We start from the raw sequence: 22,403 nt of genomic DNA, 5'->3' as shown, positions 1-22,403 counted from the left end.
AGGCGTTCAGCCGTCGTCGCGGGTCGTCGGAGAGAGATCAGGTGCTCAGACGAGGACGGGTGGGCCGCGGGTGCCGACGGTGCCCAACTGCCGCAGCCGCTGCGGCGCACGGATCGGGGCGGGAATCGCGATCGCGGGATTCTGCTCGACGGTGGGGCCCGAGGTGCACAGCGCGTACACCTGCCGGACCCGGCCGGCGGCGGCGATCGCGAGCGACTCGGCCGTGACGATCAGGCCGAAGGCGACGAGCGTTCCCACCGTGTGCACGAGAGCCATCGGCCCCGTGATCAGCTGTTGGTGGTGGCCGGTGAGGGCGATCAGCAACAGGTGGACCAGCACCTGGCCGCCCGCGAGGAGGGCCAGCAGGAAGGTGCGGGAGGCGGTGCGTGGCGCGGTGCGGTTGCCGACGGCGACCAGGCCCAGACCCAGTCCGGCCGCCAGCACCACGAGGAGTCCGCCGATACCCGGCAGGGAACCGTGACCCAGCGCGTGCGCCAGGATTCCGGTCCCGGCCCCGGTGGCGCCCACGACGGCCGCGCGAAGGCGCGCGATCGGAGTGAGGTCGGCGCGCTGCTGCAGCGGCCGCACGGGCGTGGGCACGCGCTGAGTCTATGCGCAGGTGATCGGTTAACTGATCACGAGGATCCAGACCGCGATGTAGTGCAGGATCGCGGCGATGGCCGTGCACGCGTGGAACACCTCATGGTGGCCGAACACGCCGGGCCAGGGTTCGGGCCACTGCAGGGCGTACAGCACGCCGCCCACGCTGTAGAAGAGGCCGCCGACGGCCAGGAGCACGAAGACCGTGACGCCGGCGTTGTGCAGCAGCGCCGGTGCCACCGCGACGATCGCCCACCCCAAGACGATGTACGCGATCACGCCCAGCCAGCGGGGCGAACCCGGCCAGATCACCTTGAGGGCCACGCCGGCGAGGGCGCCGATCCACACGGTGCCGAGCACCCACCATCGGATGGGGGAGGTCAGGCCCATCAGGCAGAACGGTGTGTAACTGGCGGCGATGAACACGAAGATCATCGAGTGATCGGCGCGTTTCATCGCGACCTGGTGCGCCGGCTTGATCCAGTGGATGCGGTGGTACACGGTGCTGGTGGTGAACAGGCCGGTGATCCCGACGACGTAAACGCAGATGCCCGCCACGTCGAGTGCGCTGCGCTGCATCGCGGTGCCGACGATCAGCACGATGCCCACCGCCGCGGCGATGAAGGCCGCGTACTTGTGGATCACTCCGCGGAGGCGGGGCTTGGCCGCTTCGCGCGACGTCGCGATCGTGCTCGTCATGAAACCTACGCTACCGTAAGTTTCGCGCCGGTAGCTTGCTGCGTGAGTAAGATCTTGCCTGTGAAACTGATCCCAGATCGTGTGCGCGGCGGCCTCTATCAGGTCTATGAATCCCGCCTGATCCAGCTCATGGACCCGGATCGTATTCCGCGCCACGTCGCGATCATCTGCGACGGGAATCGCCGGTGGGCGCGGGAGGCCGGCTTCGAGGACGTCGCCCACGGTCACCGCGTCGGCGCCAAGCGGATCGCCGACATGGTGGGCTGGTGCTCGGATCTGGAGATCGGCACGGTCACCGTGTACCTGCTGTCCACCGAGAATATGGCGCGCGCCTCCGACGAACTCGATGCGTTGATGGAGATCGTGCCGGACATCGTCGACGAGATCGCCGACGCACCCGGCGACTGGCGGGTGCGGATCGTCGGCAATCTCGACGTGCTGCCCGATGCGGTGGCGCAACGCCTGCGGGATGCCGCGGCGCGCACCCGGGACCGCACAGCCATGACGGTCAACGTCGCGGTGGGGTACGGCGGACGCGAGGAGATCGTCGACGCCGTGCAGGCCTTGCTGCGCGCCAAGGTGGCGGCCGGGGCCACCGCCGAGGAACTGATCGACGAGGTCACCGTCGCCGGAATCGATGCGAACCTGTACACCAGCGGCCAGCCCGATCCGGATCTGGTGATCCGCACCTCCGGCGAGCAGCGACTGTCCGGCTTCCTGCTGTGGCAGAGCGCGTACTCGGAGATGTGGTTCACCGACGCCTATTGGCCGGAGTTCCGGCGGGTCGACTTCCTGCGTGCGTTGCGCGACTTCGCCGCCCGCGGCCGCCGGTACGGAAAGTAGATGGCGGCCACTCCGGCGATCGCGGCGCTGGAAGCCGCGGGGATCGCGCATCGGGTGCACAAGTACACCCACGACCGCAGGCACACCGATTACGGGGCCGAGGCGGTCGCGGTGATGAGTGAGCGCCTCGGGGTGGTACCCGGCCAGATCTTCAAAACGCTCGTGGTGGATCTGGGCGACCGCAGGCTGGGGGTCGCGGTGCTGCCCGTCCCGCAACAGTTGTCCCTCAAAGCGGCTGCCAAGGCCTTCGCGGTGCCGAAGGTGTCGATGGCGCAGGCCGCGCAGGTCACCCGCGCCACCGGATATGTGCTCGGCGGGGTGTCTCCGGTGGGCCAGAAGACGGCGCTGCCGACCGTCGTCGACGCCTCCGCCGGCGGGCACGACCGCGTGCTGACCAGCGCCGGTAAGCGCGGACTGGAGATCGAGCTGGCGCCCGCCGATCTCATCGCGGTGACCGGGGCGAGGGTGGCACCCATCGCCGTCGACTGATTTCGCGAGTAGCCTCACGGGCACACGTCGTTCGGAGGATCGCCATGGGGATGTTCGATTTCCTCACCGGAAACAAGTCCGCGCCCAAGGGCGCCGAGCGTGTGCCGCGGCTGTCGATGGCGGCCGAGGCCTTCCGCGGACAGAAGAAGGAAGTCAGTTTCGGCCGAGCGGTGGCCTTCCGGGAGGAGGATCTTCGCCTCGGGGTGGTCTACGACTACAAGTTCGACACCTCCGAGCTGAAGGAACCGCTGCAGCAGGTGGTCCTCGCCGACGGCTGGGGCTGGCGCGGGGTCGCCTTCGGCAAGCTCTGATCCTTGCGGGACGCACCGAGGGAAAGGAACGCAGCATGCGAGCAGTGGTGTTGGGGGCCAGCGGCCAGATGGGCCGCGCGTTGACGGCCGCCCTGACCGAACGCGGCGTCCAGGTGGTGCCGGCACATCGCGGCAACGGTGTCGACGCCTACGCGGGGACCGGCCTCGACGAGGCGTTCACCGAGGCCGACGTGGTGGTCGACTGCCTCAACCTGAACACCCAGAGCGCGGGCCGCGCTCGCGACTTCTTCGGCGTCACCTCCCGCAACGTGGTCGCGGCGATGAACCGCGCGGGCGTCGCACGGCTGGTGTGCTTGTCGATCATCAACGCCGCGTCGCCGACGGTGAACGCGAAATTCGGCTACTACCAGGGCAAGGCCGTCCAAGAGAGCGTCTATCGCGAGGCGCTCGGCGACCGGGTGACCATGGTGCGCTCGGCGCAGTGGTTCGAACTGGCCGGGCAGCTGCTGTCCACGGTGCGCCTGGGTCCGGTGGCGGTGGTGCCGCACATGCTGTCCCAGCCCTGCTCGGCCGCCGACGCCGCGCAGGCGATGGCCGATGCGGTGGTGCAGCCGTCCGGCGACATCCAGGTGGCGGGTCCGGAGAGCATCGACCTGTGCAACCTGGCGCGGCGGATCGCCGACCGCGACGGTGCGCCGCGCTGGGTGATCGGCATCAACTTCGGGGGCCCGGCCATTCGCCGGGGCGGGCTGCTCCCGACCGGCGAGGTGATCACCACCGTCACGACTGCCGAGACCTGGTTGGCCGATTCCACGTAGGCTCGACAGGCAGGGCGCGTGAGCGTGTGAGCACTGGAGGAGATCGTCGTGGGCCTGTTCGAGAGCGGACGGAACAAGCAGCGAGTGGCGGGATACGTCCTACCCGACACCGCGGTGGTGCGGGTGTTCTCCCTGATCCGGTTGCACGACCCGGAAGGCACCATTCGCTGGGCCGAGTCCGACCCGTCGGTGCTCAGCGCGCGCACCACGTTCCGGGAGGCGGTCGCCGGCACGCCGGTCCGGCGGCGGCCCGAGCAGCCGATGGGCATGGTCGACGCGGAAACCGTCGCCTCCCTGCAAACCCTGTTCGGGGCGGGGGACGACGTGAACGTGTTGGTCTGGTCGGGATACGCCGAGACCGCGGAGTTCGCGGACCGGTGCCGCCCGGCCACCGGTGCCGCCGCGGAGTTCATCGAGCAGGGCAATCTGCTGCAACTGCGGATGCCCGCCCGCGAACTCGCCGACTTCACCGAGGAGAGCGGCCGTCATTTCCCGGTGGCGGTGTGGAACGACGACGAATCGATCGCGATCACTCAGCCGATCTACCACGACTCGGTGTACGTCAGCGCCGTCGACCGCACCGTCCTCGACACCCTGCTGCGCGCGCCGACCGTCGAGGGACGGGAGATCTCGCCGGTCGCCGATCTGCCGTCGTGGCCGGCGTACCTGACCGAGTCGGCCGACTAGAGCTTGCGCAGGCGGACCCGGTTGATGGAGTGATCGCGGTCCTTGCGGAGCACCAGCGTGGCCCGCGGACGGGTGGGCAGAATGTTCTCGATCAGGTTCGGCCGGTTGATCGAGGTCCAGATGTCCCGGGCGGCGATGGTGGCCTGGTCGTCGGTCAGCGACGCGTAGAAGTGGAAGTGTGACGCCGGGTCGGCGAACGACGTGGTGCGCATCTGCAGGAAACGCGAGATGTACCAGTCCTCGATGTGCGACAGGTTCGCGTCGACGTAGATCGAGAAGTCGAACAGATCCGAGACGGTCAGGGTGGGGCCGGTCTGCAGGACGTTCAGCCCCTCCAGGATCAGGATGTCCGGCTGGTTCACCGTGTGGAAGGCTCCCGGCACGATGTCGTAGGAGACGTGCGAGTACACCGGCGCCCGGACCGACTCGGTGCCCGACTTCACCTCGGTGACGAACCGCAGCAGTGCGCGACGGTCGTACGACTCCGGGAAACCCTTGCGGTGCATGAGGCCGCGGCGCTGCAGCTCGGCGGTGGGGTAGAGGAAGCCGTCGGTGGTGACCAGATCCACCTTCGGATGCGACTCCCACCGCGACAGCAGCTTGGCGAGCACACGCGCGGTGGTCGACTTGCCGACCGCCACCGAACCGGCGACGCCGATGACGAACGGCACCTGGCGGTTGCGCTGGCGCTCGCCGAGGAAGGTCGACGTCGCCGCGAACAGTCGCTGCCTGGCCTCCACCTGCAGGTGGATCAGACGGGACAGCGGCAGATAGACCTCCGCGACCTCCTTGAGGTCGATCTGCTCGCCGAGGCCGACGAGCTGTTCGAGGTCGTGCTCGTCGAGCACCATCGGCATCGATCGCCGGAGTTCACGCCATTGGCGACGGTCCAACTCGAGGTAGAGACCGGGGTCGCGATCGCTGGATAGGCGCGCCATGGCAGGCACCTTACAGGCCCCGCCCGGGGTCGGTAGCGTTGGTTGCCATGAGCATCGACACGGCGGCGGACCTGGTGACCGAGTACCTGCGACTGGGCCTGGCGTTCGACCGCGTGGAGCCCGGCTTCGTCGATGCGTACACCGGGGACCCGGCGCTGCGGGTGGAGGTGGACAACGCGCCGGCACCCGACCCCGCCGCGCTGGCGCGACGTGCCCGCGACCTGGGCGCGCTGCTGCCCGGCGGACTGCCGCCCGAGCGTGCAGAGTTCGTCGGTGCGCACCTGCGCGCCCTGGAGTGCTCGGCCCGCAAGTTCGCCGGTGAGGACATCGGTTTCGTCGACGAGGTCCGGGCCTACTTCGACGTCGACATCGCCTCGGCGGACGAGGACCGGTACGCGCGGGCGCATGCGCGGATCGCGGAGGCCCTCGGGGTGCCCGGCGCCACCGGGGAACGGTTGCGGGAGGCCTACATCGCGCATCGGCGCAGCGAGGAGATTCCGCCCGCGTTGGTCAAGCCGCTGGTCGATGAGATCAGCGGCGCACTGCGGGAGCGGGTGCGCGCCCGCTTCGGCCTGCCCGCCGCCGAGACCATCGAGTTCGAGATCGTCTCGGACAAGCCGTGGTCGGGCTTCAACTACTACCTCGGCGACTACCGTTCGACGGTGGCGATCAATACCGATCTGCCGCAGTACCTTTCGGGCCTGCCGGGGTTGGTGGCGCACGAGGCGTACCCCGGTCATCACACCGAGCATTGCCGCAAGGAGCAGTTGCTGGTGGAGGGCGACGGGCAGCGGGAGCAGACCATCTTCCTGGTGAACACCCCGCAGTGCCTGATGGCCGAGGGCCTCGCCGACCATGCGCTCGTCGCCGCGCAGGGCGACCGGTGGCAGGACTGGGCCGCGGAGATCTATGCCGACTTCGGCCTGCGTTTCGACGCCGAACGGGCGCGGGCGCTGTCGGCGGCCACCGGCGAGCTGCTGACCGTACGACAGGACGCGGCGCTGGCCCTGCACGATCGGCACGTCGACGCCGAGGAAGTGGCTCGGTTCCTGCAGCGGTGGCTGCTGGTGCCCGCCGATCGGGCGCACCAGATGCTGCGCTTTCTCACCTCGCCGCTGTGGCGCGCGTACATTTCCACCTACGTGGAGGGCTACCGATTGCTCGACGGCTGGCTCGATGACGTCTCGCCGGGTCAGACGCGGCTCGACCGGTTCGGCCGACTGCTCGACGAGCCGCTGACCCCGGCGCTTCTGCGTGCTGAGCTCGGGGCCTAAACTGGTCGCCATGACTCAGTTTTCGCAGTCCCTGGCCGAGCTGGATCCTGATCTCGCTGCGGCGATGAACGGGGAGCTGTCGCGACAGCGCGACACCCTGGAGATGATCGCGTCGGAGAACTTCGTGCCGCGTGCGGTGCTGCAGGCGCAGGGCAGCGTGCTGACCAACAAGTACGCCGAGGGCTACCCGGGTCGCCGCTACTACGGCGGCTGCGAATACGTCGACGTCGTCGAGGACATCGCGCGCGATCGCGCCAAGGAACTGTTCGGCGCCGAGTTCGCCAACGTCCAGCCGCACTCGGGCGCGCAGGCCAATGCGGCCGTGCTGATGTCGCTGATGGAGCCGGGGGAGCGCATGCTCGGCCTGGACCTGGCCCACGGCGGTCACCTCACCCACGGCATGCGGCTGAACTTCTCCGGCAAGCTGTACGAGAACCACTTCTACGGGGTCAGCAAGGAAGACTTCCGCATCGACATGGATGAGGTGCGCAAGATCGCGCGCGACACCCAGCCGAAGGTGATCGTCGCCGGCTGGTCGGCGTACCCGCGCACCCTCGACTTCGCGGCCTTCCGCGAGATCGCCGACGAAGTGGGCGCCAAGCTCTGGGTCGACATGGCGCACTTCGCCGGTCTGGTCGCGGCCGGGCTGCACCCCAACCCGGTGCCCTTCGCCGACGTCGTCTCCACCACCGTCCACAAGACCCTCGGCGGTCCGCGCTCGGGTCTGATCCTGGCCAAGCAGGAGTTCGCCAAGAAGCTGAACTCGTCGGTCTTCCCCGGCCAGCAGGGCGGGCCGCTGATGCATGTCATCGCCGCCAAGGCCGCCGCGCTGAAGATCGCGGCCGGCGAGGAGTTCGCCGAGCGTCAGCGTCGCACCGTGTCGGGCGCACAGATCCTGGCCGAGCGGCTGACCGGCGCCGACGTCGCCGGCGCGGGGATCACCGTGCTCACCGGCGGCACCGACGTGCACCTGGTGCTGGTGGACCTTCGTGACTCGGCCCTGGACGGCCAGCAGGGCGAAGATCTGCTGCACGAGGTCGGCATCACCGTCAACCGCAACGCCGTGCCCTTCGATCCGCGCCCGCCGATGGTCACCTCGGGTCTGCGCATCGGTACGCCGGCGCTGGCCACCCGCGGCTTCGGCGACGCCGAGTTCACCGAGGTGGCCGACATCATCGCCACCGCGCTGGCCGCGGGCAAGGACGCCGACATCACGGCGCTGCGCGCCCGCGTGTCCCGTCTGGCTCTGGACGTGCCCCTCTACTCCGGTCTGGAGGACTGGGGAATGATGAGCGGACGCTGATCGTCGACTAGGGTGTAGCCGTGGCTGTATTGGAAGAAGACGAACTGATCACCGCTCTGGAAAAGGCTCTCCCGGTCATCGCCGAGGAGCACCAGGCCGGCGCGGCAGCGTGGAATCCGCACGAGTGGGTGCCCTGGAGCAAGGGGCGCAACTTCCGTTTCCTCGGCGGGGACGACTTCGAGCCCGGCCAGGAGACCATGGACGAGGCGACCGCGGCGCCGCTGCTGGCGCTGCTGTTGACCAAGGACAACCTCCCGTCGTTCCACCGCGTCCTGGCGATCCACTTCCCGCCGTTCTCCGACTGGCGTCAGCTGATCGGTGTGTGGACCGCTGAAGACAACCGGCACGCCATCGCGCTGCGCGACTACCTGGTGGTCACTCGCGCCATGGATCCGGTGGACGCGGAGAACCGTCGTCGCATTCACGTCGTCGCCGGCTGGAAGCAGAATCCGGAGGCCGTGGCGCAGGTGGGCCCGATGAACGCGCTGGCTCTGCTGGCTGTGCACGAGAACCAGTGCGCGCAGTTCATCGGTCGTCTCCTCGAGCGCAGCAGCGATCCGCAGCTCAACGACATCCTGGCCAAGATCGCCACCGACGACTCCGTGCAGGCCGCCACGTTCCAGGCGTTCCTGATCGCCGGCATGGTCGCCGACCAGGAGGCCACGATCCTCGCGGTGGACAAGGCGCTGGCCGAGATCGAGCACATCGGTTCCGACGTCGCCGACTTCGACGAGCAGCGCGCGCTGTTCGCCGACTTCGAGACCGAGCAGACCGACGCCGCGATCGCCCAGAAGCTGGCCGCCGAACTCAAGCTCGACAGTGCGCAGGAGTTGAGCGCCGACGCCGAGGCCGCCCGGGCGCGGATCCTCGCGCTCGCCGCCAAGGCCTGAGTTCTTCTCGTCGAAACCCACGGCACAACCTCCCGAATCGCGGGAGGGGCGCCGTGGGTTTCGTCGTTTCCGGCCGTCACACAGCGTTCACCGACACGCGACCTCGCGTCCCCCGGGGCCTCGGGCGCGCGGCGTAGCTTGATGGGTGACGGGCCGTGGGGAAGCGGTTCGTTCGGGAGGTTCGATTCGTGAACGACATGACTGTCACGAGAGGGCCGGCCCCGGTCCTCGTCCGCCTCGGATAACCGAGAACGACGGCGAACCGGCCGGCCACAGATCTCGCTCGCGCGGGAGCCGCGCGGGACATCGGAGTCAGCCGTGACTGCACGCACGTACGTTCTCGACACCTCTGTTCTGCTCTCCGATCCGTGGGCGGTGACCCGCTTCGACGAGCATCGCGTGGTCCTGCCGCTGGTGGTGATCAGCGAACTCGAGGGCAAACGCCACCACAGCGAGTTGGGGTGGTTCGCCCGGACCGCGCTGCGCCTGCTCGACGACCTGCGCGTGGAGCACGGCAGGCTCGATCAGCCGTTGCCGGTGGGCGAGGTCGGCGGATCCCTGCAGGTGGAGCTCAACCACATCGACCCGGCGGTGCTGCCCGCCGGATTCCGCGACGCCTCCAACGATTCGCGGATCCTGGCCTGCGCGCTGAACCTGCGGGCCGAGGGCGCCGACGTCACGTTGGTCACCAAGGACACCCCGTTGCGCGTGAAGGCGGGCGCGGTGGGTCTGGCCGCCGACGAGTACCACGCCCAGGACGTGGTGGTCTCCGGCTGGACCGGGATGGACGAGCTCATGGTGGCCGACGAGGACATCGACGACCTCTTCGCCGAGGGGATCGTCGACCTCGACGAAGGCCGACAACTGCCCTGCCACACCGGGGTCAAGCTGATCGGGTCCACCTCCAGTGCCCTCGGCCGGGTCACCGAGACCAAGCAGGTGCAGCTGGTGCGCGGCGACCGCGAGGTGTTCGGCCTCCACGGCCGGTCGGCGGAGCAGCGGGTGGCGTTGGATCTGCTCCTGGACCCGTCGGTCGGCATCGTCTCGTTGGGCGGTAAGGCGGGGACCGGCAAGTCGGCCCTGGCCCTGTGCGCGGGTCTGGAGGCGGTGCTCGAGCGCCGCACCCAGCGCAAGGTGGTGGTGTTCCGGCCGCTGTACGCCGTCGGCGGCCAGCAACTCGGTTATCTGCCGGGCGGCGCCGACGAGAAGATGGGGCCGTGGGCGCAGGCCGTCTTCGACACCCTGGAGGGTCTGGTCTCGCCCGAGGTGATCGACGAGGTGCTCTCCCGCGGCATGCTCGAGGTGCTGCCGCTGACCCACATCCGTGGCCGCTCCCTGCACGACTCCTTCGTCATCGTCGACGAGGCGCAGTCGTTGGAACGCAACGTGCTGCTCACGGTGCTGTCCCGGTTGGGGTCCGGGTCGCGGGTGGTGCTCACGCACGACGTCGCGCAGCGCGACAACCTCCGGGTGGGGCGGCACGACGGCGTGGCCGCGGTGATCGAGAAGCTCAAGGGGCACCCGTTGTTCGCGCACGTCACCCTCACGCGCAGCGAGCGCTCACCGATCGCCGCGCTGGTGACGGACATGTTGGAGGAGTTCGCCCCCGGTCAGGGCTGAGGCTCAGGCGCGGCGCAGGATCGAGACGGCCCAATCCGCGGCTGGCGTCCACGGACGGATGTCCCAGGTCGCCAGCCGCAGGTCCACGCGCAGGCCGGCTTCGGCGACCGCCGCGTCGAAGTCGTCCAGGCTCAGGTGCCGGTCGGTGTGGAAGCCGACGACCAGCGGGGCGTCGTCGCGCAGGTGGGCGGCCAGGCGCCGGAGCACCTGCGCCTCGGTGCCGGGGGCGACGAAGACGAGCACATTGCCGGCGCAGACGATCGCGTCGAACTTCTCGTCGATGCCGCGGGCCGGGAGGTCGAGTTCGGAGAGGTCGCCGACCAGCCAGTCCGGTCCGGGGTAGTCCTGTGCGGCGGCCGCGATCAGGGCGGGGTCGACGTCCACGCCGACCACCCGGTGGCCGGCGGCGTGCAGCGCGGCGCCGACCCGGCCGGGGCCGCAGCCGGCGTCGAGGACGTGCGCCCCGCGCGGCACCATCGCGTCGATGAACCGTGCCTCGCCGGCCAGGTCGTCGCCGTCGGCCGCCATCTGCCGGAAGCGCTCGATGTACCACTGGCTGTGACCGGGCTCGGTGTCGGTGAGCCAGCGGGGAGGTGTTGTCGACATGAGGCCCAGGGTAGTCGGCAACGGCCGGGTTGCGGTCGGGTGACGATGGTCTCTGCGGGTGGCACTCCGCGGAAACCGCTGTCACACTGGTGTGGTGCTGAAGTTACTGATGAGTCGAATGTGGCAGCTGGGACTAGTGTTGTTGGCCGCGGTCGTGGCCGTCGCCGCCGGTCCGGGAACCGCGTCCGCTGAGCCGGCCACCCCGGCTCCGTCGACGCCCGACGTCCAGACGATGATCGAGAACCTGCTGCGCGGCTTCCTGCCGGACGGCATCGCTCCGGGCACTCCGCTCCCGGGCAACCCCGTCGGGGACACCGGCCAGATGATCATGGTGTCCATGCCGTCGGCCACCGCCACCAAGGGCACGCTGACCGCGTTCGAGAAGGACGCCAACGGCCAGTGGAAGCCGGTGATCGGCCCGACCGCGGCCTGGGTGGGCAGCGAAGGCATCGGCAAGTCCGAGGACAACGTGCACCGCACCCCGGAGGGCACCTTCGCGATCGGGAACGCCTTCGGTCGCCAGGACAACCCGGGCACCAAGCTGCCGTACAAGAAGGTCGACAACCAGGACTGGTGGGACGGCAACATGCAGTCTCCGACCTACAACCAGATGGTGCGTCGGCCGGACAATCCGGGTGGCGGCAGCGAGAACCTGTACGACATGGGTTCGGCCTACGACTACGCGGTGGAGGTCAAGCACAACCCCACCAATACGCCCGGCAACGCCTCGGCGATCTTCCTGCACGTCGGCAACGAACCCACCTGGGGCTGCGTCGCCATCGGTCGCGAGCAGATGATCGAGATCCTCAAGTGGCTGGATCCGGCCAAGAACCCGAAGATCAGTATCGGTGTGAACGCGGACAGCCCGGCCGACGTCAAGGACGCGCCGTCGCTCCTCGATCCGCAGGGCGCCCCGCTGGGCGACGATGCACTGACCTCCATCCTCGGTCAGTTCACCAGTCTGATCCCGCAACTGCTTGAGTCGGTGACCGGCTCGTCTCGATAGTCGCCGATCTCCCCGCCCGGGGCCGTGTGCAGCTCGACTGCGCGCGGCCCCGGTGCGCATCTCGGCCCGGGGGTGTGGCCGGCGGGGAAGTCCCGGCTCAGCCGGCAGTCGGGCGCAACAGAATGAAACCGGAGGTGTGCTCGGCGGGGAAGCCCTCCTTGGGCGCCGTGCTCCACTCCACCTGGGCGCGGGCCTGATCGATCACCGGGGTCTCCGGGTCGAGGACCTCCAGGTAGACCTTGTGCTCGGCGAGCGAGGCGACCGCCTTCTCGGTGTAGCCGTCGACGTCGACGGCGTGGGTGATCTCGGGGCCGTTGGAGAACAGCCAGGCCGGCGGGTCGGCGAGGTCGTCGAAGGCCTGGACGACGGCGGCGGCGAACTCGATGTGGTCGCGCTGGTTGGGACGGTCGGGGGCGAAGGCGGCACCGCCGTACAGGGTGAGGATCATGTCCGGGTTCACGCGCGCGATCACCTCGGTGATCTTGGCGCGCAACTCGGGGGTGTTGAACACCTCGCTGTCCGGGAAGTCCCAGAACTCGACGTCGTCGACGCCGACGACCGCGGCGGAGCGGCGCTGCTCGTCCTCGCGCAGCGGACCGGCCTCCGCGGCGGCCATGCCCTCGATGCCCACCTCGCCGCTGGTGGCCAGCGCGTAGGTCACCTTCTTGCCCTCGGCGGTCCACTTGGCGACGGCAGCGGCCATCCCGTATTCGGGGTCGTCCGGGTGGGCGACGAGAACCAGAGCGTTGGACCAGTCGGCGGGAAAGTCAGCGATCGTCATGGGGCCGACGCTACTCGCAAAGCGCGCTAGGCTGGACGGCATGGGGAGACCTGGGATCAATCCATTGAACTGGCCGGTGCTGCGGCAGATCCGCACCGGCGACCGGCTCGGCCGCGGTCCCGCGGTGGAGTCGGCCAAGACCAAGGATCTGGTCGCCCGCACCACCACCGCCGACCGCTCGGTGCAGAGCGTGTGTCCGTTCTGCGCGGTGGGCTGCGGCCAGAAGGTCTTCGTCAAGGACGAGCGTGTCATCGGTATCGAAGGTGATCTGGATTCACCGATCTCCCGCGGCCGACTCTGCCCGAAGGGCGCCTCGAGCGAGCAACTGATCAACAATCCGTTGCGGCAGACCAAGGTTCGCTACCGCGCGCCCTACGCGACGGACTGGCAGGACCTCGATCGGGACACCGCGATCGACATGATCGCCGACCGTTTCTTGGAAGCTCGCCGCGATCACTGGCAGGACACCGACGCCCACGGCCGCCCGTTGCGCCGCACGCTCGGCGTGGCCTCGCTCGGCGGCGCGACGTTGGACAACGAAGAGAACTATCTGATCAAGAAGCTCTTCACCGCGGCCGGTGCCATCCAGGTGGAGAACCAGGCGCGTATTTGACACTCCGCCACGGTTCCCGGTCTGGGAGCCTCGTTCGGCCGCGGCGGAGCCACACAGTTCCTCCAGGACATGGCCAATGCGGACTGCATTGTGCTCATGGGCGGCAACATGGCCGAAGCACACCCCGTCGGTTTCCAGTGGGTGAGCGAGGCCAAGGCGCGCGGTGCGCGCGTGATCCACGTCGATCCGCGCTTCACGCGGACCTCGGCGGTGGTGGACAAGCACATCTCGCTGCGGGCCGGCTCGGACATCGTGCTGCTCGGCGGCCTGATCAACCATGTGCTCAGCGGCGACAAGTACTTCCACGAGTTCGTGGCGGCGTACACCAACGCCCCGGAGCTGGTGAGCGAGGACTACGCCGACACTGAGGACCTGGACGGGCTGTTCTCCGGATTCGACGAAGCGACGGGCACCTACGACGCCGCCAGTTGGGCGATGACGGGGGAGCGCGACGAGACGATGACGCATCCGCGGTCGGTCCTGGCGATCCTCAAACGTCACTACGCGCGCTACACGCCCGAGATGGTGGCGCAGATGTGCGGTGTCAGCGAGGAGGACTTCGCGTACCTGGCCGACTCGCTGACGCAGAACTCCGGCCGCGAACGGACCGGGTGCTTCGCGTACGCCACCGGGTGGACCCAGCACAGCATGGGCGCCCAGGTGATCCGGACCGCGACGATCCTGCAGTTGCTGCTCGGCAACGTCGGACGTCCCGGCAGCGGCATCATGGCGCTGCGCGGCCACGCGAGCATCCAGGGGTCGACGGACATTCCGACGCTGTTCAACCTGCTGCCCGGCTACCTGCCGATGCCGTCGGCGGACAAGCACGCCACGCTGCAGGACTACCTGGCGGATGTGAAGCCTGCGTCCGGCAAGGGCTACTGGGAGTATGCCGACGCGTACATGGTGAGCCTGCTCAAGGCGTGGTGGGGCGATACCGCCACCGCCGAGAACGACTGGGCGTACGGGTATCTGCCGCATCTGGACGGTCCGCTCGGGACCTACCAGACCACGGTGCACATGCTCGAGGGCAACGTGGACGGTTACTTCATCGTCGGCCAGAATCCGGCGGTCGGCTCGGCCAACTCCGGCCAGCAGCGCCGGGCGATGTCCAAGCTGAAGTGGCTGGTGGTGCGCGATCTGAACATGATCGAGAGCGCGACCTGGTGGAAGGAAGGCCCGGAGATCGCCTCCGGCGAATTCAAGACCAAGGAGATCGCCACCGAGGTGTTCTTCCTGCCGGCGGCCACGCACGTGGAGAAGGCGGGCTCGTTCACCCAGACCCAGCGGATGGTGCAGTGGCGTCACCAGGCGGTCCGCCCGCCCGGTGAGGCGCAGAGCGAGCTGGACTTCTACTACCGACTCGGACAGCGGATTCGCGAGCGACTGGCCGACTCCGACGATCCGCGCGACCGCCCGCTGCTCGATCTGACGTGGGACTATCCGGTCGACGAGCACGGCGACGTCAACAGCGAAGCGGTGCTCGCCGAGATCAACGGCCGCCACCTCTCCGGGGCCGACGAGGGCAAGATCGTCGATACGTACACCGAGCTCAAGGCCGACGGTTCCACCATCTCCGGCTGTTGGATCTACGCGGGCATCTATGCCGGTGGGGTCAACAAGTCGGCGCGGCGGGAGCCGCAGGGCGGTGGCGGCGTGACCCAATCCGACTGGGGTTGGGTGTGGCCGGCCGATCGACGCATCCTCTACAACCGCGCCTCGGCCGACCCGCAGGGCCGTCCGTGGAGCGAGCGCAAGAAGTACGTCTGGTGGGACGAGCAGGCGCAGCGGTGGACCGGTGACGACGTGCCCGACTTCCCGATGGACCGGGCGCCGGGCACCGTGCCCGAGCCGGGTGCCCGCGGGGCGGACGCGATCGGCGGCAACGACGCGTTCATCATGCAGTCCGACGGCAAGGGCTGGCTGTTCGCGCCACACGGGCTGGTCGACGGTCCGTTGCCCACGCACTACGAGGCGCAGGAATCGCCGGTGGCCAACGCGCTCTACCCGCAGCAGCAGTCGCCCGCGCGCCTGATGCTGCCGCGCACCGACAATCTCGACGCGCCCAGCGCCGGTGAACCCGGGGTGGAGGTGTACCCGTACGTGTTCACCACGTACCGGCTCACCGAACACCACACGGCCGGTGGCATGAGCCGTTGGTCGCCGTACCTGGCGGAGCTGCAGCCGGAGATGTTCTGCGAGGTGTCGCCGGAACTGGCCGCCGAATGCGGACTCGAGCACGAGGGCTGGGCGACGATCATCTCCCCGCGCGCCGCCATCGAGGCGCGGGTGCTGGTGACCGATCGGCTCAAGCCGCTGCAGATCAACGACCGCACCGTCCACCAGGTGGGTCTGCCGTACCACTGGGGTGTCGGCTCGGACGCGATCGTCACCGGCGACGCCGTCAACGACCTGATCGGTGTCACGATGGACCCGAACGCGTTGATCCAGGAGTCCAAGGTGGGCTCGTGCGCGGTGATCGCCGGGCGCCGTCCCACCGGAGCGGCCACCGCCGACCTGGTTCGCGAGTATCAGCAGCGGGCCGGGATCACCACCGACACCGACAACGTCCGGCTCACGCCGCGAGAGGGCAAGTGATGGGGCAGCTCAGCGGACCCAGCGATCCGAGTGCCGACGCGCACTGGCCGATCCATGAGCCGCGTCGCGGGTTCTTCACCGACACGTCGATCTGCATCGGCTGCAAGGCCTGCGAGGTGGCGTGCAAGGAGTGGAACCACAACCCGCGCGATGGTGACCTCGAGTTCACCGGCATGTCCTACGACAACTCGGTGTCCCTCGGGGCCAGCACGTGGCGGCACGTGGCTTTCATCGAGCAGGACCAGGAACGCATCGAGCAGGCTCGCGCCTCCGGTGCCGCTCTCGTCGGGCTGGGTATGCCGTCGATTCGCGGCGCAGACCGGCAAGCGGAACAGGAACCGGCCCCGGTAGACACCACCCCGCCGGACACCCCGGAGTTCCGCTGGCTGATGTCGTCGGACGTGTGCAAGCACTGCACGCACGCGGGCTGCCTGGACGTGTGCCCGACCGGCGCGATGATGCGGACCGAGTTCGGCACCGTGGTGGTGCAGGCCGATGTCTGCAACGGCTGCGGGACGTGCGTGGCCGGCTGTCCGTTCGGCGTGGTGGAACGACGCAGCGACGGTACGGTGGCGCCGACGACGGGCCCCGGCGACCGCAAGGGTGAGCAGCCGGAGGTCCCGAACAAGGGCATCGCCCAGAAGTGCACGCTCTGCTACGACCGGCTGCGCGCCGACCAGACGCCGGCCTGCGCCCAGACGTGCCCCACCACGTCGATCTCGTTCGGCGAACGGGACGACATGGTGGCCAAGGCCCATGAGCGCGTGGCACAACTGCACGCGGAAGGGCTGACCGAAGCGCGGCTGTACGGCGCGAACCCGAACGACGGCGTCGGCGGCACCGGTTCGGTGTTCCTGCTGCTCGACGAACCCGAGGTGTACGGGCTGCCGCCGGACCCGCGGGTCCCGACGGCGGATCTGCCGGAGATGTACAAGCGCGCGGGTCTGGCGGTGGCCACGATGGCGGCCGCGGTAGCGGTGTCCTTCGTGGGCGCGTGGAAGGATCGTCGACGGTGACCAGTTCCGAATACGACCAGTTCCGGCCGCAGCGTCCGCCGCGGAAAGGCAAGGGACGCAAGGGGGCCGGCAGGCGCCGTGGCGGGGACGACCTGATGGTTCCCCAGGCCGAGGTGGAACAGCTGGATGCGCGCGGCTACTACGGGCACCCGGTGGTCAAGGCACCGCCGTGGGAATGGCCGGTCGGCGCGTACCTGTTCCTCGGCGGCGTGGCAGGCGGGTCCGGCTTGCTGGCGGTCGGCGCCCAGCTCAGCGGCCGAAAGACGTTGCGGCGCAACGCGCGGCTGGCAGGTCTGGGCTCGGCGGGGCTGGGAGCGGTGGCGCTGCTGGCCGATCTCGGTCGTCCCGAACGGTTCCTGCACATGCTGCGCACCTTCAAGGTGACCTCCCCGATGAGCGTCGGCTCGTGGATCCTGGTGAGCTACAGCGGCACCATCGGGCTGGCCGCGGTCAACGAGGTGGACCGGTTGCTCGACGATCGTCTTCCGTTGGGGCCGTTGCGGCCGGTGCTGCGCGCCGTCGAGGCGCCGGCCGGGCTCGGCGCGGGTCTGCTGGGGGCGCCGTTGGCGGCCTACACCGCGGTCCTGCTCAGCGACACCGCGATGCCCACCTGGAATGCCGCGCACCGGGATCTGCCGTTCGTCTTCGTCAGCTCGGCCAGTCTCGCGGCCGGCGGACTGGCGTTGATCAGCACCCCCGCCGAGCAGGCCGCCCCCGCGCGCAACCTCGCGGTGCTCGGCGTCGTCGGTGAGGTGCTGGCCGTGCGCGCCATGGACCGCGGCATGGACTCGGTGTCCGCAGAGCCACTCCACACCGGCACCCCGGGCACACTGATGCGCTGGTCCGAGCGCCTCGCGATCGCCGGTGGCGTGGGTGCCCTGGTGGCGGGAGGCCGAGCAGGGCGGGGGCGTCGCGCGTTGGCGGCGCTGTCGGGCGCGGCGCTGATGGCCGCCTCGGCATGCACCCGTTTCGGGGTGTTCCAGGCCGGGCTGGATTCGGCCGCCGATCCTCGCTACACGATCGAACCGCAGAAGCGTCGCCTCGCGGCGCGTCGGGCCGCGGGTCTCACCGGCGACTCGATCACCGGCGCCTGATCATCCGATCGTGAGGCCGGGTTCGGCGACGGTGTGCCCGATCACCGGATGGCCCGGTATCTCGCCGACCACCAGCAGACCCCCGGAGGTCTGCGCATCGGCCAGCATCAACAGCTCGTCCTCGCCGATTCCCGGGCGCGTGCGCAGATGCGGACGCACCCAGTCGAGGTTGCGGGTGGTGCCGCCGGAGACGAAGCCGTCGCGCAGCGCCTCGCGGGCGCCGTCGAGCACCGGGACCGCGGCCGAGTCGATCACCGCGCCGACGCCGGAGGCCCGGCACATCTTGTAGAGGTGGCCGAGCAGGCCGAAGCCGGTCACATCGGTGGCGGCGCGGGCACCGGCGTCGAGTGCGCCGCGCGCGGCATCGCGGTTGAGCGCGGTCATGGACGCGATCGCATTGTCGAAGCGTTCGCCGGTGCGCTTGTGCCGATTGTTGAGCAGACCCACGCCGAGCGGCTTGGTCAGCGTCAGCGGCAGCCCGGCCTCGGCGGCGTCGTTGCGCAGCAAGCGATCCGGATCGGCGATACCGGTCACCGCCATTCCGTACTTGGGTTCGGGGTCGTCGATCGTGTGGCCGCCGAGCACCGGGCAGTCGGCCTGCGCGCCGATGTCCAGGCCGCCGCGCAGCACCTCGGTCATCAATTCCATCGGCAGCACGCCGCGCGGCCAGCCCACCAGGTTGATCGCCACCACCGGGCGGCCGCCCATGGCGTAGATGTCCGAGAGCGCGTTGGCCGCCGCGATGGCGCCCCAGGCGTAGGCGTCGTCGACCACCGGGGTGAAGAAATCGGCGGTGGACAGCACCGCGAGTCCGTCGGCGATGCGCACCGCGGCCGCGTCGTCGCCGTGGTCCAGACCCACCAGCACGTCGTCGGAGGTGGGGCCGATCAGGCCGCGCACGGCGTCCTCCAGCTCACCCGCGGGAATTTTGCAGGCGCAACCGCCACCGTGTGCGTAATCGGTCAGGCGCTTGGGAAGTGTCACGGTGCCGATGATAGGCGCTATCTTGGTCTGCGGAGGCGTATGGATTCCTGGTGGGTCCCCCGGTCTTCAAAACCGGTGAGGTCGAGTATCTCGGTCTGGCGGGTTCGATTCCCGTCCGTCTCCGCCAACTTTCTCCGGGAGGAACGACGAGTGGATCACGTTGCGTCACAGCCGGATTCGCGTCGCGCGATTCCGCGTACCGACGTTCTTCTCGCGCTTGAGGTGGTCGCCGAGGCGCGAATGCGCCTGGCCGAACACGTGATCGTCGGTGTGATCCGGGCAGTGCAGGCCCGCGCCCGCGCGGGTGCACTGGCGCCGGATCGGGTGGCCGAGGAGGTGGCCGCCGAGTTGGCGGCGCGACCGGCCTCGGCGCAGACACCCGTGCTCAACGCGACCGGCGTGGTGGTGCACACCAACCTCGGCCGTGCGCCCCTGAGCGACGCGGCGGTGGCGGCGCTGCAGCGGGCCGCCGGTTACGTCGACGTGGAGATGGACCTCGCCGCCGGCGTGCGGAGCAAGCGCGGCGTCGGTGCGCGGGCGGCGTTGCTGGCCGCGTGCCCGGCCGCCGAGGACGCCCTAGCGGTGAACAACGGCGCGGCCGCACTGGTGTTGGCGACCACGGCGCTGGCCGCGGGGCGCGAGGTGATCATCTCGCGCGGGGAACTGATCGAGATCGGTGCGGGTTTTCGGCTGCCCGACCTGATCGCATCCACCGGCGCGCGTCTGCGTGAGGTGGGCACCACTAACCGCACCCACCTGGCCGATTACGCCGACGCGATCGGCCCGGACACCGGATGCCTGCTGAAGGTGCACCCCAGCAACTTCCGGGTCGAGGGCTTCACCTCCGGGGTCGACGTCCGCGACCTGTCGGTGGTGGCCGCCGAACGCGGTGTTCCGCTGGTGGTGGACCTGGGCAGCGGCCTGCTGAGCCCGGACCCGCTGCTGCCCGACGAGCCCGACGCGGCCACCACGCTCGCCGCCGGCGCCGACCTGGTGACCGCGAGCGGCGACAAACTCCTGGGTGGGCCGCAAGCCGGTCTGCTGCTGGGGCGCGCCGACCTGGTGTCCCGGCTCGGACGGCATCCACTGGCCCGCGCGGTGCGCATGGACAAGCTGGCGTTGGCCGCCTTGGAGGCCACCCTGTCCGGGCCCGCCGCACCGGTGGTGGAGTATCTGCACGCCGATCCCGCACGGCTGCGTGAGCGGGCCGAGGTGCTGGCCGCGGCGGTGGGCGGCGAGGTGATCGAGCACGACGGTCGGGTCGGCGGCGGGGGTGCGCCCGGAGTTCCGTTGCACGGCTTCGCCGTTCGCCTGCCGGAAGCGGTCGCACGACCGCTGCGGCTGGGGACGCCGTCGGTGGTGCCCCGACTGCACGAAGGGGCGGCACTGCTGGACCTCCGGTGTGTGCCGGAGAGCGCCGACGAGGTGCTGACCGCCGCCGTTCGCGCTGCGCTGCGCGAGATCTGAGCATGTTCGTCGTTGCCACCGCCGGGCACGTAGACCACGGCAAGTCCACGCTGGCCAAGGCGTTGACCGGGATGGAACCGGACCGCTGGGCCGCCGAGCGGGAACGCGGACTCACCATCGACCTCGGTTTCGTGTGGACCACGCTCCCCTCGGGACGGCAGGTCGGCTTCGTCGACGTACCGGGCCACGAACGCTTCCTCGGCAACATGCTCGCCGGGCTCGGCCCGGCACCGGTGGTGCTGTTCGTCGTCGCCGCCGACGAAGGGTGGATGGCGCAATCATCCGATCACCGGGATGCGTTGTCCGCGTTGGGCATCTCGGCGGGGCTCATCGTGGTGACCCGCACCGACCGGGCCACGCCCGACCGCGTCGCGGAGGTGATCGAGCAGGCGCGCACCGAACTCGCCGACACCGGTCTGGCGCAGGCCCCCGCCGTGGCCGTATCCGCGGTGACCGGCGACGGGCTGGACCGTTTGCGCGCCGCACTGGACGAGGTGCTCGGCGACCTGCCCGCACCGGTCACCGACGGCCGAGTGCGGCTCTGGGTGGACCGGTCCTTCCCCATCGCCGGTGCCGGGACCGTGGTCACCGGGACCCTGGCGGCGGGCTCGCTGAGGCTGGATCAGCCGCTGGAGGTGGCCGGGCGACACGGCCGCCGGAGCACCGTGGTGCGCGGACTGCAGAGCCACGGCCGCGACGAGCAACGCGCTCTGCCGGTCAGTCGGGTCGCGGTGAATCTGCGCGGCCTCGGGGCCGACGAGGTGCACCGCGGCGACACCCTGCTGACACCCGGCGCGTGGCCGCAGACCTCGGTGATCGACGTGCACAGCTCCGCGGACGACGTGCCCGAGTGGCTCACCGTGCATGTGGGCACCGCGGCGATCCCGGCCCGCGCGCGGCCGCTCGACGCCGACCACCTCCGCCTGACGCTGGCCTGGGAAGTGCCGCTGCAGCACGACGACGCGCTGGTGCTCCGGGACCCGGGCGCCGGCCGCATCGTCGGCGGCGCCACCGTGCTCGACGTCGATCCGCCGCCGCTGCACCGTCGCGGCGATGCCGCGCGCCGAGCCGACGCGTTGGCCGCGCGGGACGTGGACGGCCGGGTGCTGGACGAGGTGACCCGGCGCGGTGCGGTCCTCGTCGAGCAGTTGGTCGCCGCCGGGCTGCCGGTGGACGCGCCGCCGCCCGGGGTGAGCGCCGTGGGCCACTGGTGGGTGGCGATGCAGCAGCTGCACGACTGGCAGGTGCGCCTGCGCGGCGCGGTGCTCGCCGCGCACGAGCGGGACCCGTTGGCTCCGGGGCTGTCGTTCGGTGCCGCCCGCGACGCGATCGCCCTGCCGGATGCCGGCCTGCTGTCGGCCGTGGTCTCCGGCGCCGGTGTGCAGTCCGACGGCGGGTGGCTGTTCCTGCCGGAACTACGGCACGACCTGGGGCCGGCGGAAGCGGGAATCGCGGAACTGGAGCGACGGCTCGCCGCCACGCCCTTCGCCGCGCCGGAAGCCGACGATCTGGCGGACCTGCGTCTGGGTGCCCGGGAGTTGGCGGCCGGTGAGCGCGCCGGCCGGCTGGTGCGCCTGGCCGACGGATTGGTGGTGGCGCCGAAGTCGCCCGCCTTGGCGATGCGCGAGCTCGCCCGCCTGCCGCAGCCGTTCACCACGTCCCAGGCGCGGCAGGCGCTGGGGACCTCGCGGCGGGTGGCGATCCCGTTGCTGGAGTACCTGGACGCGCGGGGCTGGACCCGCCGCGTCGACGGCTCCCACCGCGAAGTGGTCCGCTGACGGCCGAGGGATAGAATTCCGCCCGGA

The 22,403-nt window shown here is 70.0% G+C and carries 21 protein-coding genes and 1 tRNA gene; 16 read left to right on the top strand and 6 right to left on the bottom strand.

The annotated features are described in order from the left end of the window. Window positions 1-45: 45 nt before the first annotated feature. Both ACFFJD_RS08935 and trhA read right to left on the bottom strand, forming a co-directional pair. On the bottom strand, window positions 46-600 hold the full coding sequence (locus ACFFJD_RS08935) for a hypothetical protein (protein ID WP_382363251.1): 555 nt from the start codon (window positions 598-600) through the stop codon (window positions 46-48). A 27-nt stretch (window positions 601-627) separates the two neighbouring features. Then, window positions 628-1,299: a PAQR family membrane homeostasis protein TrhA gene (gene trhA, locus ACFFJD_RS08930; protein ID WP_382363249.1), complete on the bottom strand. Its 672-nt coding sequence runs from the start codon at window positions 1,297-1,299 to the stop codon at window positions 628-630. A 60-nt stretch (window positions 1,300-1,359) separates the two neighbouring features. On the opposite strand from trhA, the gene ACFFJD_RS08925 reads away from it, so the two are divergent. Genes ACFFJD_RS08925 through ACFFJD_RS08905 form a run of 5 tightly spaced genes read left to right on the top strand, consistent with a single transcriptional unit; the run spans window position 1,360 to window position 4,408 of the window. Next, window positions 1,360-2,142: an isoprenyl transferase gene (locus ACFFJD_RS08925; protein ID WP_382363247.1), complete on the top strand. Its 783-nt coding sequence runs from the start codon at window positions 1,360-1,362 to the stop codon at window positions 2,140-2,142. Beyond that, the gene (gene ybaK, locus ACFFJD_RS08920; RefSeq protein WP_382363245.1) at window positions 2,143-2,631 is read left to right on the top strand and encodes a Cys-tRNA(Pro) deacylase; all 489 of its coding nucleotides are present in this window, start codon (window positions 2,143-2,145) and stop codon (window positions 2,629-2,631) included. 44 nt (window positions 2,632-2,675) lie between these two features. Next, window positions 2,676-2,942 carry a hypothetical protein gene (locus tag ACFFJD_RS08915; RefSeq protein WP_382363243.1) on the top strand — a complete coding sequence of 89 codons (267 nt, stop codon included), beginning with the start codon at window positions 2,676-2,678 and terminating at the stop codon, window positions 2,940-2,942. Between the two features lie 35 nt (window positions 2,943-2,977). Then, a complete protein-coding gene (locus ACFFJD_RS08910; protein WP_382363241.1) occupies window positions 2,978-3,721 on the top strand; it encodes an SDR family oxidoreductase in 744 nt (247 codons plus the stop codon). Between the two features lie 48 nt (window positions 3,722-3,769). Continuing rightward, window positions 3,770-4,408, top strand: coding sequence for a hypothetical protein (locus ACFFJD_RS08905; protein ID WP_382363239.1), 639 nt, complete (start codon window positions 3,770-3,772; stop codon window positions 4,406-4,408). On the opposite strand, the gene coaA is transcribed toward ACFFJD_RS08905, so the two are convergent. Further along, window positions 4,405-5,346 (bottom strand): type I pantothenate kinase, encoded by a 942-nt coding sequence (gene coaA / locus ACFFJD_RS08900; protein ID WP_382363237.1) that lies wholly within the window; start codon window positions 5,344-5,346, stop codon window positions 4,405-4,407. The two genes, ACFFJD_RS08905 and coaA, sit on opposite strands and share 4 nt — an antisense overlap. Window positions 5,347-5,393: 47 nt before the next feature. Between coaA and ACFFJD_RS08895 the strand changes: the two genes are divergently transcribed. The 4 genes from ACFFJD_RS08895 to phoH2 all read left to right on the top strand — a co-directional run bounded on the left by ACFFJD_RS08895 (window position 5,394) and on the right by phoH2 (window position 10,433). Further along, window positions 5,394-6,620, top strand: a complete 1,227-nt coding sequence (locus ACFFJD_RS08895; protein WP_382363235.1) for a DUF885 domain-containing protein — start codon at window positions 5,394-5,396, stop codon at window positions 6,618-6,620. A 10-nt stretch (window positions 6,621-6,630) separates the two neighbouring features. Then, a complete protein-coding gene (gene glyA / locus ACFFJD_RS08890; RefSeq protein ID WP_382363233.1) occupies window positions 6,631-7,923 on the top strand; it encodes a serine hydroxymethyltransferase in 1,293 nt (430 codons plus the stop codon). 20 nt (window positions 7,924-7,943) lie between these two features. Next, window positions 7,944-8,813, top strand: a complete 870-nt coding sequence (locus ACFFJD_RS08885) for an acyl-ACP desaturase (protein WP_382363231.1) — start codon at window positions 7,944-7,946, stop codon at window positions 8,811-8,813. 318 nt (window positions 8,814-9,131) lie between these two features. Beyond that, window positions 9,132-10,433, top strand: a complete 1,302-nt coding sequence (gene phoH2 / locus ACFFJD_RS08880) for an RNA 5'-3' helicase PhoH2 (protein ID WP_382363229.1) — start codon at window positions 9,132-9,134, stop codon at window positions 10,431-10,433. A 3-nt stretch (window positions 10,434-10,436) separates the two neighbouring features. Here the strand turns inward: phoH2 and ACFFJD_RS08875 are convergent, their stop codons facing one another. Continuing rightward, a complete protein-coding gene (locus ACFFJD_RS08875) occupies window positions 10,437-11,039 on the bottom strand; it encodes a class I SAM-dependent methyltransferase (protein ID WP_382363227.1) in 603 nt (200 codons plus the stop codon). A gap of 94 nt (window positions 11,040-11,133) precedes the next feature. Here ACFFJD_RS08875 and ACFFJD_RS08870 point away from each other — a divergent pair, with 94 nt between their 5' ends. Further along, entirely contained in the window at window positions 11,134-12,045 is a 912-nt protein-coding gene (locus tag ACFFJD_RS08870; protein ID WP_382363225.1) for a L,D-transpeptidase family protein, read from the top strand. 97 nt (window positions 12,046-12,142) lie between these two features. Here ACFFJD_RS08870 and ACFFJD_RS08865 read toward each other — a convergent pair whose 3' ends face one another. Further along, entirely contained in the window at window positions 12,143-12,826 is a 684-nt protein-coding gene (locus tag ACFFJD_RS08865) for a PIG-L deacetylase family protein (protein WP_382363223.1), read from the bottom strand. A gap of 40 nt (window positions 12,827-12,866) precedes the next feature. Here ACFFJD_RS08865 and fdnG point away from each other — a divergent pair, with 40 nt between their 5' ends. The 3 genes from fdnG to nrfD are packed head-to-tail and all read left to right on the top strand — an operon-like array spanning window position 12,867 to window position 18,147. After that, window positions 12,867-16,037 (top strand): formate dehydrogenase-N subunit alpha, encoded by a 3,171-nt coding sequence (gene fdnG / locus ACFFJD_RS08860; protein WP_382363221.1) that lies wholly within the window; start codon window positions 12,867-12,869, stop codon window positions 16,035-16,037. Next, window positions 16,037-17,053, top strand: coding sequence for a 4Fe-4S dicluster domain-containing protein (locus ACFFJD_RS08855; protein WP_382363219.1), 1,017 nt, complete (start codon window positions 16,037-16,039; stop codon window positions 17,051-17,053). The genes fdnG and ACFFJD_RS08855 overlap by 1 nt, the downstream gene beginning before the upstream one ends. Further along, window positions 17,050-18,147, top strand: a complete 1,098-nt coding sequence (gene nrfD, locus ACFFJD_RS08850) for an NrfD/PsrC family molybdoenzyme membrane anchor subunit (protein ID WP_382363217.1) — start codon at window positions 17,050-17,052, stop codon at window positions 18,145-18,147. Before ACFFJD_RS08855 ends, nrfD begins: the two co-directional genes overlap by 4 nt. On the opposite strand, the gene selD is transcribed toward nrfD, so the two are convergent. Then, entirely contained in the window at window positions 18,148-19,131 is a 984-nt protein-coding gene (gene selD, locus ACFFJD_RS08845) for a selenide, water dikinase SelD (RefSeq protein ID WP_382363215.1), read from the bottom strand. It abuts the gene before it with no gap. Window positions 19,132-19,162: 31 nt separating this feature from the next. Between selD and ACFFJD_RS08840 the strand changes: the two genes are divergently transcribed. From ACFFJD_RS08840 to selB, 3 genes are all read left to right on the top strand, one after another. Then, window positions 19,163-19,258 (top strand) — tRNA-Sec (locus tag ACFFJD_RS08840). 23 nt (window positions 19,259-19,281) lie between these two features. Beyond that, window positions 19,282-20,598, top strand: a complete 1,317-nt coding sequence (selA, locus tag ACFFJD_RS08835) for an L-seryl-tRNA(Sec) selenium transferase (RefSeq protein ID WP_382363213.1) — start codon at window positions 19,282-19,284, stop codon at window positions 20,596-20,598. Between the two features lie 2 nt (window positions 20,599-20,600). Beyond that, window positions 20,601-22,376, top strand: a complete 1,776-nt coding sequence (selB, locus tag ACFFJD_RS08830) for a selenocysteine-specific translation elongation factor (protein WP_382363211.1) — start codon at window positions 20,601-20,603, stop codon at window positions 22,374-22,376. The last annotated feature ends 27 nt before the right edge of the window (window positions 22,377-22,403 follow it).

It is taken from the genome of Gordonia phosphorivorans (genome assembly GCF_042432625.1).
Lineage (GTDB): Bacteria > Actinomycetota > Actinomycetes > Mycobacteriales > Mycobacteriaceae > Gordonia > Gordonia phosphorivorans.
This window is presented reverse-complemented; position numbering and strand designations above follow the sequence as displayed.